A 12,545-nucleotide genomic window follows, 5' to 3' on the forward strand; every position below is an offset into this window, starting at 1 on the left:
AATGAGGGGCCCTGCCTTTGAGGCGGGGCCCCTCATTCGTCTCCGGGCACAGCCGCCCTCCCGGGAGGCGCATCTGATCGATGCTAGATTTGGACTGATGTCAGCCGATCAATCCTCTGAGGATGCCTTGAACGACGCAGCAGAACTGCCCCGCGTGTCAATCGTTATCCCGGCATACAACGAGGAGAGCGTGATCCGGCAGTGCCTTATTGCTGCCATCTACCAGTCCGTCCCGGCCCACGAGATCATCGTGGTGGACAACCTGTCAAAGGACCGCACCGCGGACATTGTGCGCCAGATGCAGCTCGAATATCCGGAAAGCCCCATCGTCCTGCTGAGCCAGGACAAGGAACAGGGCCTCATTCCCACCCGGAACTACGGCTTGGACAACGCCACCGGGGACATCCTCGGCCGTATTGACGCGGACTCCGTGGTGGAGCCGGACTGGGTGGAACAGGTGCAGCGGGCCTTCCTGGACACATCCGTCCAGGCGGCCACCGGTCCCGTGGTCTATTACGACATGCCCATGCGCCGCTTCGGCCTGAAAGCTGACGACAAGATGCGCCAGCTTATGCTGAAGCTGGCCAAACACCAGTACCACTTCCTGTTCGGCTCCAACATGGCCCTGCGTTCCTCAGCCTGGCAAGTCATCCGGTCCGAGACCTGCCGCGACGAAAAGGACGAGATGCATGAGGACATCGACCTTTCGCTGCACCTGGCGGACCACGACCTGAAGATCAGTTACTGTCCGCAGATGGTTTCCGGCATGTCGGCCCGCCGGCTGGAGGACTCACCGCGCGACTACCGCTTCTACGTCACCCGGTTTGACCGTACCTACAAGGCCCACAACGTCAAGAAGATGGCACTCAAAGCGCCCATGGTGGTGTTCTTCTCGGTGTATTTCCCGGCCAAACTCCTCCGGGCCATCCACACGGTCAATACGGCCCAGCCCGTGCGCCGCGGCGGCCAGTAGACCCTTCGGCAGCTGAACCTGCACAGGTCAGTCCGTCCCCAGTTCCGCCAGGGGACGCTCCGGCGGCCCATCAGCATTGCCTGTTCCTGCCGCACGGCTACGCCGCCCTGCCCTTCCGGACTTTTGCCCGAGGACGACGACGGCGAGTCCCACCAGGATGAGCGCCAGTCCGGCGTACGTACCGGCGGGGAGCACCTCCTGCAGGAAGAGCGCTGCGAGGAGGGCGGCTCCGGGGATCTCCAGCAGGATGATCATCGACACCAAAAGCGGACTCATGGTGGCCAGCAGGTGGTTGAACGCTGTGTGCCCGATGAGCTGCGCGCAGACCGTAATGGCTGCGATGCCCAGCCAGCCGGCCGCCTCGAACCCCACCAGCGGCTGTCCGCCCAGCAGGGCCAGCAAGGCCACCAGCGCCGCGCACATGCCGTAGCACAGCGTGGTGTAGGTTCCCGTGGTCATGCTCTGCCTCGCCTTGCCTCCGGCCAGTGTGTACAGCCCGGCAAGGGCGCCGCCAGCCACAGCCAACAGGTCGCCCAGCAGGGCTTCGGGTGACGTGCCCAGGTCGAAGCCGGTAATGGCCACCACACCGGCGAACGCGATGCCCAGTCCGGCCAGTACCTGCCACCGGTGCCGGGTTCCCCTGAAGAGCTGGAAGACGGCGATCCACGCCGACTGGAGGCAGACCAGGGCTGTGGCTGCGGCAACGGACGTCAGTTGCAGTGAGGTGATGAAGCAGGCGAAGTGCAGGGCCAGCGCGACGGCGGCCAGGACGGACCAGCGGAACTCGGCCTTTGTGACCCTGCCAAACTGGGCTGGCTCCCGAATGAGGGTGGGCGTCGCCATGACAGCGGCGCCAATGGCATTGCGCCAGAAGGCTATGGCCAGCGCGCTGACGCTGGTTGCCCCAAGCGTTGCCGCTATCAGGGGGCCGGACGACGCAACGCCCAGCACCCCCAGGGCCGCGAGAAAGAAGTTCACTGTCCAACCCTAATGTCGGGTGCTGCGGGGCAAAGCAAAAGTCCCGGTCAGCGTTTCCGCTGACCGGGACTTCCTTATGGTGGAGGCACGGGGACTCGAACCCCGAACCCCCTGCTTGCAAAGCAGGTGCGCTACCAATTGCGCCATGCCCCCATAAGAAGCAACCCGTCAATCATACCCTAGAACCTCAGGGCTGCTTACCAGCCCCGGAACCGGGCGTCCGTCCTAGTCCACCGTATCGGTTGACTTGCTCCAGACAGTTTTCCGGGCTTCGGATTCCTGTGCTTTTCGGTAGACCAGGACGCCTGCGATTGCGGCTGCCAGTACCAGCAACTTCTTCACATGCTCCCCGTTCCGGTCTGGCCGCAGTGATGCGAACCAAACCTCCACTTGAACCTGCACAGGTTCCGTGGGCGTACCAGGACTTGAACCTGGGACCTCTTCGTTATCAGCGAAGCGCTCTAACCGCCTGAGCTATACGCCCCGATACCTCATCGGGCCGAGACATGACTTTACAGCACATCCCGGCCCGATCTCAAATCGGGCGCTTTCACCGGGAACTGGCCGGTGAAAGCAGGGACCTAATCGTCGGTGAGGGTGACGCCAATGCCGCCCACCAGGGTGGCAGCGATGTTGTATAGAACGGCAGACAGCATGGAGAGCGCGGTCAGCAGAACCACGTTCACTACGGCAATAATGGTGGCGAATGATGCCACCTGGCCGAGGCTGGCCACCTTCTTCAGCTCGAAGCCGCCGCCCTCAGAACCGGCGAGCGTGCCCAGCAGGCTGTCCACCTGGTCAAAGATCCCCGTGAGGTCCAGAACGGTCCACAGGACGATGGCAGCGACCACGGTGACGATCCCCAGCGCCACCGACAGCAGGAACGCCATCTTCAGCACAGACCACGGATCCACCTTGCTGACCAGCAGCCGGGCACGCCTGACCTTGGCCTTCGGTGCCGGCTTCACCAATCCGGGTGTGCCCGCGGCGGGACGCTGGCCCTGTACCGGGTTTCCCGGTGCGGGGCGCTGGCCGGGCTGGCCCTGCACGGGGCGCTGACCCTGCACGGGATTTCCCGGAGCCGTGCGCGGGGCCTGCTGTCCCGTCGTCGGACGCTCGCCCTGGGCGGGGCGCTGGCCGGGAACAGACGGGCGTTGGCCGGGGGCAGCTGCGGGAGCTGCCGGCCGCTGCTGGGGGCGAACAGGAGCGTTCACGCGGGGCGCAGCCGAGGGCCGGCTTCCCTCGGGAACAGAAGTGTTCGGCTTGGGAAATGAGTCCGGATTACTCACTCGTTACCTCCGTGTTGTCTTCGTTCGGCTCAGCGTCGCCCGAGGCGTCCTCTGACTCAACGGCCGGTGATTCTTCTGCCACTGCTGACTCTGCGGCTTCCTCCGGGGAGCCGCCATCTTCAGCCAACGTTACGTCATCCTCAAGCGATTCCTCGCCCTCAAGACCGCGTTCGCTGTTGCGCGCCACCTCGATGATCCGGTCATTTTTATCCGGCTTGGCGAAGATGACGCCCATGGTGTCGCGCCCCTTGGCCGGGACGCCGGCAACCGAGGAACGGACAACCTTGCCGCCCTCCATGACCACCAGGACCTCGTCCTCTTCCTGGACGATCAGCGCTCCCACCAGGTCACCGCGTCCTTCGGCCAGCTTGGCCACCTTGATGCCCAGGCCGCCGCGGCCCTGCAGCCGGTATTCCTCAACCGCGGTGCGCTTGGCGTAGCCTCCGTCCGTGACAATGAACACGAACGAGCCGTCGGTCACCACGTTGGCAGCGAGCAGTTCGTCCTCTTCGCGGAACTTCATGCCGGTGACGCCGGAGGTTGCCCGGCCCATGGGGCGAAGGGCGTCTTCGGTGGCCGTGAAGCGGATGGACTGGCCCTTGCGGGACACCAGCAGCAGGTCATCGGTTTCCGACACCAGCTGGGCGGACACTAGTTCGTCGCCGTCGCGGAGGTTGATCGCGATGACGCCTGCAGAACGGTTGGTGTCGTAGTCCTCCAACCGAGTCTTCTTGACCAGGCCCCGCTTGGTGGCGAGAACCAGGTACGGCGCCTGCTGGTAGTCCTTCAAGTCCAGGACCTGGGCGATGTGCTCGTCCGGCTGGAACGCCATCAGGTTGGCCACGTGCTGGCCCTTGGCGTCGCGGCCGGCTTCCATCAGCTCGTACGCCTTGGCCCGGTACACGCGGCCGAGGTTGGTGAAGAACAGCAGCCAGTGGTGGGTGGTGGTGACGAAGAAGTGCTCCACCACGTCATCGCCGCGGAGCTGGGCACCCTTTATGCCCTTGCCGCCGCGCTGCTGCGAGCGGTAGTTGTCACTCCGGGTGCGCTTGACGTAGCCGCCGCGGGTGATGGTGACAACCATCTCCTCTTCGGGGATGAGGTCCTCCATGGACATGTCGCCGTCGTAGCCCATAAGGATCTTGGTGCGCCGGTCGTCGCCGTGCTTCGCCACGATCTCGCCAAGCTCGGTGCTGATGATCTCGCGCTGGCGCTGCTCGGAGCCGAGGATCTCGTTGTACTCAGCGATCAGCGCTTCAAGCTCTGAGTGGCGGTCCTGGATCTTCTGGCGTTCCAGGGCGGCCAGGCGGCGCAGCTGCATGTCCAGGATGGCCCGTGCCTGCAGCTCGTCGATGTCCAGCAGTTCCATCAGGCCGTCGCGTGCCGCTTCGGTGGTGTTGGAAGCGCGGATAAGGGCGATGACCTCATCGAGCATGTCCAGTGCCTTGAGGAGCGCCCGCAGGATGTGCGCTTCTTCCTCGGCCTTGCGCAACCGGTACCGGGTGCGCCGGGCAATGACATCCATCTGGTGGGTCACCCAGTGCCTGATGAAGGCATCCAGGCTCAGGGTGCGGGGCACGCCGTCCACAATGGCCAGCATGTTGGCGGAGAAGTTGCTCTGCAGTTCGGTGTGCTTGTAGAGGTTGTTCAGCACCACCTTCGGGACGGCGTCGCGCTTGAGGACGATGACCAGCCGCTGGCCGGTTCGGCCGGACGTTTCATCGCGCAGGTCGGCAATGCCCTGGATCTTGCCGTCCTTAACCAGTTCGGCGATCTTGATGGCGAGGTTGTCCGGGTTCGCCTGGTACGGCAGTTCCGTGACCACGAGGCAGGTGCGTCCCTGCAGCTCCTCCACGTTCACAACGGCCCGCATGGTGATGGAGCCGCGGCCGGTCCGGTAGGCATCCTCGATGCCCTTGTGCCCAAGGATCGTGGCACCGGTGGGGAAATCCGGGCCCTTGACCCGCAGCAGGAGTTCTTCCAGCAGTTCTTCGCGGCTGGCTCCCGGGTTGGCCAGGTACCACTGCACGCCGTCGGCTACCTCGCGGAGGTTGTGCGGCGGGATGTTGGTGGCCATGCCGACGGCGATGCCTGAGGATCCATTGACCAGCAGGTTGGGGAACCGGGCCGGCAGGATGGTGGGTTCCTGGTTCTTGCCGTCGTAGTTGTCCTGGAAATCGACGGTTTCCTCGTCGATGTCGCGGACCATCTCCATGGCAAGCGGCGCCATTTTCGTCTCGGTGTAACGGGGCGCAGCAGCTCCGTCGTTGCCGGGAGAGCCGAAGTTGCCTTGGCCGAGGGCCAGCGGGTACCGCATGGTCCAGTCCTGGATGAGGCGGACCAGGGCATCGTAGATCGCGGTGTCGCCGTGGGGGTGGTACTGGCCCATGACCTCGCCCACCACACGCGCGCACTTGTTGAAGGAGCGCTCAGGGCGGTAGCCGCCGTCGAACATCGCGTAAAGCACGCGGCGGTGGACAGGCTTCAGGCCGTCGCGGACGTCCGGAAGGGCACGGCCCACGATGACGGCCATTGCGTAGTCCAGGTAGGACCGCTGCATTTCCGTCTGCAGGTCCACCTGCTCCACGCGGTCGATCAGCACATCGCCTTCAAGAACGGTGTCCGGGTTCCCGGCCTCGGGGACCGGGTTCTCGGGTGTTTCGTCGCTCATTTTCTCTTTCCGTTTCAGGTATATGTCAGCTCTGGAATATGCGAAGGACGCGCGCTTAGATATCCAGGAACCTGACGTCCTTGGCGTTCTGCTGAATGAAGTTCCGGCGTGATTCCACGTCCTCACCCATCAGCACAGAGAAGATCTGGTCCGCCGCGAGGGCGTCATCCATAGTGACCTGCAGCAGGGTGCGGTGGTCCGGGTCCATGGTGGTGTCCCACAGCTCCGTGTAGTCCATCTCGCCCAGGCCCTTGTAGCGCTGGATGCCGTTGTCCTTGGGGATGCGGCGCCCGGCTGCCTGGCCTGCGACCAGTTTTGCGTCGCGTTCCCTGTCGCTGTAGACGTAGTCGTGGGCAGCATTTGACCACTTGATCCTGTACAGCGGCGGCTGGGCCAGGTAGACGTAGCCGTTTTCGATCAGCGGGCGCATGTAGCGGAACAGCAGGGTCATCAGCAGGGTAGTGATGTGCTGGCCGTCCACGTCGGCGTCGGCCATCAGGACGATCTTGTGGTACCGCAGCTTCGAGAGGTCGAAGTCTTCACCGATGCCGGTACCGAACGCCGTGATCATGGACTGGACTTCCGCGTTGCCCAGCGCCTTGTCCAGGCGGGCGCGCTCCACGTTCAGGATCTTGCCGCGCAGCGGGAGGATGGCCTGGGTTTCGGGGTTCCGGCCGCGCTTGGCGGAACCGCCGGCGGAGTCACCCTCCACGATGTAGACCTCGCACTTCTCCGGATCCTTCGAGGAGCAGTCGGACAGCTTGCCCGGCATACCAAAGGATTCGAGGGGGCTCTTGCGGCGCGCGTTGTCCCTGGCCTTGCGGGCCGCCATGCGGGCCTGCGCTGCGGAAATGGCCTTTCGGATGACGTCCCTGGCAGGGCCGGGATTGCGTTCCAGCCAGTCGCCGAGTCCGTCGGTGACAACGCGCTGGACGAAGCCCTTGACCTCGGAGTTGCCAAGCTTGGTCTTGGTCTGCCCTTCAAACTGGGGCTCGGCAAGCTTGACGGAAATGACGGCGGTGAGGCCCTCACGGATGTCATCACCGGTAAGGTTGTCGTCCTTTTCCTTGATGATTCCCTTTTCGCGCGCGTAGCGGTTGATCAGGGACGTCATGGCAGCGCGGAAACCCTCTTCGTGCGTACCGCCCTCATGGGTGTTGATCGTGTTGGCGTAGGTGTGGACGCTTTCGGAGTAGGCATTGGTCCACTGCATCGCCATTTCCAGGGCGATGCGGCGCTCTTTGTCCTCGGTCTCGAAGGCGATGACGTCCTCGTGGACCACTTCCACCTTCTTGCCGGAATTCAGGTGCTTGACGTAGTCCAGCAGGCCCTCGTCGTACTGGTAAACCACCGTGCGGTGCTCGGCGGTTACTTCACCTTCAGTGACAACAGCATCGAGGTCAAGGTCGGCGTCGGCGTCGTTATCGCTGGCAGAGGTGCGTTCGTCAGTCAGCGTGATGCGCAGCCCCTTGTTGAGGAATGCCATCTGCTGGAAGCGGGCGCGCAGCGTCTCGAAATCGAACTCCGTGGTCTCGAAGATCTCGGCGTCCGGGTAGAACGTCTGGGTGGTTCCCGTCAGGTCGGTTTCCTCACCCTTCACCAGGCTGCCCTGGGGCTTGCCGCCGTCGGCGAAAGACATCCGCCAGACGTGTCCCTGGCGGCGGACCTCGGTGTCCACCCTGCTGGAAAGGGCGTTAACAACGGAGATACCCACACCGTGCAGGCCGCCGGATACGGCATAGCCGCCACCGCCGAACTTGCCGCCGGCATGCAGGATGGTCATAACCACCTCGACCGTGGGTTTGTGTTCGGTGGGGTGCATGTCCACCGGAATGCCACGGCCGTCGTCAACGACCTTAACGCCGCCGTCCGCCTGGAGCACTACCTCAATATGTGTGCAGTAGCCGGCCAGGGCCTCGTCCACGGAGTTGTCCACCACTTCGTAGACAAGGTGATGGAGTCCCCGGGGTCCGGTGGAGCCGATATACATGCCCGGGCGCTTCCGCACTGCCTCGAGGCCTTCAAGGACAGTAATATCGCTGGCGCCGTACTCGCGTGGAGTGGCAGCTTCCCCCGGGGTGTCAGGCGTGCGGGCATCCTCGACTGCGGGCTCAGCTGCCAGAATATCTGTATTGTCGTTAGCCACAGGTGCTGTCGACTCCTCTGTTCTCGATGATGGCCGGCTGATTCTTTCCCCAGTTCCATCAGGAAAGTCATCTGCCAGCAGGCACAAACTTATAGCGCCGGTTACTAGCTGATGGCGGAATCCGAAGTCCGCGTGCTGAAAGCGTGCGGAAAACGGACTCAGTCAACGTTTAACCCGCGCCCAGTTATCTCCAACGATTCTACCGCGAAACAAGCGGTATCCCCGCATTCCAGGGGCGTGGATGGCCGTCGATGTGCCCTTTGCAGGCCGTAGACCGCGCCTTGGGCGCTCCAACGGTCCGGTCTCCGGGTGCCTATACACCCTCCGGCCCTTCCAGGGCGCTACACGGCAATCAGGGGATTTTCAAGAGTTCGACGGCGGGCTATCCGTAGGTGTCCCGGGGTCCCCGGCCGTTGACGGACCTGCCGCCCTTGCGCCAGCTGGGCGCGGAGGGCCCCAGGACCTGGATGCTGGTGACCACTCCATCGCCGAGCTCCACCCGGAATTTCTCCAGCAGGCTCATGCTGAGGAGCCGCAACTGTGTGGCCCAGGCGGTTGAATCACACCGGACGTGCAGAGTGGTGCCGGTGAAGCTTTCGGGTGTGCAGTGGGCGGAGATTTCCGGTCCCACCAGCGTGGCCCACTCTGCCATGACGGACCCGACTGCAACCGGCGAGGTCCAGCCACGTTCGGCCACCAGGCGGCCCACTACTTTGCCGAGGCCCAGGGGGTCGCGGCCGGTGGCGTGGAACTGGCTGAAACCGCGGGTGTCGCGGATGCCCTTTTTGGCCTTTTGGGATCCGGGGCGCGGGGCGGCACGGCGGATTTCGCCCCGCGCGGCGGCAGCCTCCCGCATTCTGTTCAGTGCAGCCTGGGGTGCGTCGATGTTGTCCGGGGTGCGGCCGTCGGCGTCGTGGCGGGGGGCTTTGCCGCCGGCGCTTTCGTCGTCCCTATTCATCGATACCTCCCGCGATGACCTTCACCCGCCGTCCGGACAGCTCTTCCGGTATATCGGCGTCGACGGCGGCAGTCACCAGGACCTGTTCCGCACCCGAGACTGTTGCCGCCAGTTTACGCCGGCGCTGGACGTCCAGCTCGGCAAAAACGTCGTCGAGGATCAGGATGGGGGCTGAGCCTCCGGTCCTGGCATCGTCCAGCATCACATAGTACGAACCGAGCCGCAGTGCCAGGCACATGGACCAGGTTTCCCCGTGGGAGGCATACCCCTTGGCCGGTGCCTGGCCCAGGACCAGCTCCAGTTCATCCCGGTGCGGGCCCACCAGGGAAATGCCCCGTTCCAGTTCCTTTTTGCGCGCTTCGGCGAAGGCACGCACGTACCGTTCGGTTAGCTGATCCACCGTCAGCTGGCGCAGGTCTTCCACGTCTGCCGAAGTACCTCCGGCATTGGTGCTGGGAGTGCGCACCACGGGGGCGTCGTCGTCGTCCACCTGGTTCTGGAGGGTGGAGCGGTAGACGGCGTCAGCAGGCTTTGACCCATCAGTCAGCTCAGCATAAGCACGGGCCACGTGGGGGCGGAGGCGCTCCACCAGTTCAAGCCGGGCAAAGAGCAGCTCGGCGCCGGCTTTGGCCATGTGCTGGTCCCACACATCCAGCGTTGCCTCGTGGGCGGAGGTGAATTTCCCGGCGCGGGCGGACTTCAGCAGGGCATTGCGTTGTTTCAGCACCCGGTCGTAATCGCTGCGCGTGGCCGCGTGGTGCGGAATAAGGCTGGCGAGCAGTTCATCCAGGAAACGGCGCCGGTTTGAGGGGTCCCCCTTGACCAGGGCCAGGTCTTCGGGGGCAAAGAGCACTGTCTGGCAGATGCCCAGCAGATCGCGGGCACGGACCGGATTACTCCGGTTGATGCGTCCGCGGTTCGCCCGCCCCGCGTTGATTTCCAGTTCCAGGACGGTGGTTTGTCCGCCGCGGACCAGTCTGGCCCGGACCAGCGCGCGGTCAGTTCCGAAGCGCAGAAGCGGCCCGTCCGAGCTGACCCGGTGGGAGCTCATGGTGGCCAGGTAACCGATGGCCTCCATGAGGTTGGTCTTGCCGATGCCGTTGTAGCCCACCAGAACCGTGACACCCGGGCCCAGGGCAAGGTCGACCTGCGCGTAACTGCGGAAGTCAGTCAGGGAAAGGTGTTCTAGGTACACGCGGTTTTCGGCAATTCTGGGAACCTCGCAGGTTCCCGGTGGAGGCTACTTGGCGGGACGGGTTGCGTGTCCGCCGAACTGGTGGCGCAGTGCGGACACCATCTTCATGGCCGGGGAACTGTCCTCGCGGGACTCGAAGCGCGCGAAGAGCGCGGCCGTGATGGCCGGCGCGGGAATCGCGTTGGCAATGGCTTCTTCCACGGTCCACCTGCCTTCACCGGAGTCCTCGACGTAGTCGTCGATGTTTTGCAGGCCCGGATCCTCATCGAGTGCCTTGACCAGCAGGTCCAGCAGCCACGAACGGACCACCGTGCCCTTCTGCCAGGCCCGGAAAGTGCCTGGCAGATCGGTGATGATGTCCTTGGAGGCGAGCAGCTGGTACCCCTCGGCGTAGGCCTGCATCAGGCCGTACTCGATGCCGTTGTGCACCATCTTGGCGTAGTGGCCTGCACCAATCCCGCCAACATGGACAAAGCTGTCCTCGCGTTCCCCCTCCGGGCGCAGGGCGTCAAAGACCGGAAGTGCCCGCTCGATGTCAGCTGCGTCGCCGCCGGCCATCAGTCCGTAACCGTTTTGCAGGCCCCACACGCCACCGGATACCCCGCAGTCCGCGAAGCGGATGCCCTTGGCGGCCAGGAGTTCCCCGTGCTTCTGGTCTTCGGTGAACCGGGAGTTGCCGCCGTCGATGATGAGGTCGCCCTCGTCAAGCTTTTCGCTGAGCTCCCTGATGACGGCGTCTGTGATGTCACCGGCGGGGACCATCACCCAAATCAACCGCGGACTTGGAACAGCAGTGAGGAGTTCATCGATGGAGCCTGCGTCGGTGACGTCCGGGTTGCGGTCATACCCGGTGACCTCCACACCACCCTTGCGCAGGCGTTCGCGCATGTTGAATCCCATTTTGCCAAGGCCGATCAGTCCGATGTGCATGGTGGAACCTCTTTCTGCGCTGGGGAAGGCTGGGAGCCGATGGGGACTTGCGAGGCGAGGGTGGCGGTGGGGATTAGTTGGGGAGGCGGACCGGCATCACGAGGTAACGGTAGTCGTCCTGGTCCTCGCCGTCGGCATCCGCCTGGGCGGTGATCATGGCCGGCTTCGGTGCCGTGGTGAAGGAGAAGCGAACGAACTTGGTTTCAATCACGCTCAGGCCCTCCACCAGGTAGTGGGGATTGAAGGCCACTGTGATGTCGTCACCGGAGAGTTGGGCTTCCAGCTCTTCGGAGGCCTGGGCATCTTCGCCGGTACCGGCGTCAAGGTTCAACAGGCCCTGGGTGAAGGCCAGGCGCACGGGGGTGTTGCGTTCTGCCACCAGGGACACGCGGCGGACTGCCTCAACAAGTTCCTGCGTCTGCACGGTCGCGTGAATGGGGGTTGAATCCGGGAAGAGCGAGCGGATCTTCGGGTAATCACCGTCCACCAGCAGCGACGTAGTGGTGCGGCCGCCGCTTTCGAAGCCGATCAGGCGGCTTTCATCATCCGAAAGGGCGAGGTGGATATCGCCGCTGTTGCCGAGGGTCTTGGCCACCTCGTTCAACGTTTTTGCCTTGACCAATGCGCTGGTGGAGATTCCAGGAGTAACCGGCTTCCAGGGAACTTCACGCATGGCGAGGCGGTAGCGGTCCGTGGCGAGGAGCGTGATGAGGTCATCCTCGATCTCCATCCGAACGCCAGTGAGGATGGGCAGGGTGTCATCTTTGCTGGCAGCAATGATCACTTGGGAAACGGCCTGGGCAAACGAGTCGCCCGGAACCGTTCCGCTGACGGCCGGCAGGGCCGGAAGCGGCGGGTACTCGGCTTCGGGCATGGTGGCCAGGTGGAAGCTGCTTCGGCGGCAGGTCAGGGTGACTTTGTTGCCATCGGTTTCGACGTCGACGGGAGCCGAGGGGAGGCTGCGGCAAATGTCCGCAAGGAGGCGTCCCGACACCAGGATGGTGCCTTCGTCCCGGATGTCAGCGGCGATTTCGAGACGCGCGGAGGTCTCGTAATCAAAGCTCGAAAGGCTGACCGTGCCTGCTTCAGCCTTCAAGAGGAGGCCGGAGAGGACGGGAACGGGCGGCCGCGGAGACAACGAGCGGGCTGTCCAGGTGACGGCTTCTGCCAGGACGTCCCGATCGACTCTGAACTTCACGGAAGGGTGCCGCCTTTCATTGCTGCTGCGATGGTGTTCCGGAAATTTCCCGCAGGAAGTTCCAAAAGGAGTTGCCCCGGCACCTGAACTTGCATGGTCCGTGCTGCCTGGACCACGCAGAAACCCAAGGATGGGAGCGCTGCTGACAGCTTAGCCGGAAGATCAGCGATTAACCCATCCCCAGTCGGCAGCGCCAGGTCCCTTTGG

Annotated in this window: 10 protein-coding genes and 2 tRNA genes; 1 reads left to right on the forward strand and 11 read right to left on the reverse strand. The window is 64.0% G+C overall.

The window, feature by feature from the left end; translation table 11 throughout:
• The first annotated feature begins 97 nt into the window (after positions 1–97).
• Complete coding sequence (locus M8J71_RS06725) at positions 98–973, forward strand: glycosyltransferase (RefSeq protein WP_163164957.1); 876 nt, start codon at positions 98–100, stop codon at positions 971–973.
• 27 nt (positions 974–1,000) lie between these two features.
• Here the strand turns inward: M8J71_RS06725 and M8J71_RS06730 are convergent, their stop codons facing one another.
• From M8J71_RS06730 to dnaN, 11 genes are all read right to left on the reverse strand, one after another.
• Entirely contained in the window at positions 1,001–1,951 is a 951-nt protein-coding gene (locus tag M8J71_RS06730) for a DMT family transporter (protein ID WP_256247190.1), read from the reverse strand.
• Between the two features lie 77 nt (positions 1,952–2,028).
• Positions 2,029–2,104: transfer RNA gene (locus tag M8J71_RS06735), tRNA-Ala, on the reverse strand.
• A gap of 72 nt (positions 2,105–2,176) precedes the next feature.
• Positions 2,177–2,353, reverse strand: coding sequence for a DLW-39 family protein (locus M8J71_RS06740; protein WP_374114819.1), 177 nt, complete (start codon positions 2,351–2,353; stop codon positions 2,177–2,179).
• 8 nt (positions 2,354–2,361) lie between these two features.
• Positions 2,362–2,435: transfer RNA gene (locus M8J71_RS06745), tRNA-Ile, on the reverse strand.
• Positions 2,436–2,532: 97 nt separating this feature from the next.
• Positions 2,533–3,240, reverse strand: a complete 708-nt coding sequence (locus M8J71_RS06750) for a DUF3566 domain-containing protein (RefSeq protein ID WP_256247191.1) — start codon at positions 3,238–3,240, stop codon at positions 2,533–2,535.
• Positions 3,233–5,911 carry a DNA gyrase subunit A gene (gene gyrA, locus M8J71_RS06755; protein WP_256247192.1) on the reverse strand — a complete coding sequence of 893 codons (2,679 nt, stop codon included), beginning with the start codon at positions 5,909–5,911 and terminating at the stop codon, positions 3,233–3,235. Before gyrA ends, M8J71_RS06750 begins: the two co-directional genes overlap by 8 nt.
• A 55-nt stretch (positions 5,912–5,966) precedes the next feature.
• Complete coding sequence (gene gyrB / locus M8J71_RS06760; RefSeq protein WP_256247193.1) at positions 5,967–8,057, reverse strand: DNA topoisomerase (ATP-hydrolyzing) subunit B; 2,091 nt, start codon at positions 8,055–8,057, stop codon at positions 5,967–5,969.
• Between the two features lie 382 nt (positions 8,058–8,439).
• A complete protein-coding gene (locus tag M8J71_RS06765) occupies positions 8,440–9,015 on the reverse strand; it encodes a DUF721 domain-containing protein (protein ID WP_256247194.1) in 576 nt (191 codons plus the stop codon).
• The gene (gene recF, locus M8J71_RS06770; protein WP_256247195.1) at positions 9,008–10,210 is read right to left on the reverse strand and encodes a DNA replication/repair protein RecF; all 1,203 of its coding nucleotides are present in this window, start codon (positions 10,208–10,210) and stop codon (positions 9,008–9,010) included. The genes M8J71_RS06765 and recF overlap by 8 nt, the downstream gene beginning before the upstream one ends.
• 45 nt (positions 10,211–10,255) lie before the next feature.
• A complete protein-coding gene (gene gnd / locus M8J71_RS06775) occupies positions 10,256–11,140 on the reverse strand; it encodes a phosphogluconate dehydrogenase (NAD(+)-dependent, decarboxylating) (RefSeq protein WP_256247196.1) in 885 nt (294 codons plus the stop codon).
• Between the two features lie 73 nt (positions 11,141–11,213).
• The gene (gene dnaN, locus M8J71_RS06780) at positions 11,214–12,338 is read right to left on the reverse strand and encodes a DNA polymerase III subunit beta (RefSeq protein WP_163164973.1); all 1,125 of its coding nucleotides are present in this window, start codon (positions 12,336–12,338) and stop codon (positions 11,214–11,216) included.
• Between the last annotated feature and the right edge of the window lie 207 nt (positions 12,339–12,545).

Origin of the sequence: Pseudarthrobacter sp. R1, from assembly GCF_024494415.1 — a bacterium.
Lineage (GTDB): Bacteria > Actinomycetota > Actinomycetes > Actinomycetales > Micrococcaceae > Arthrobacter.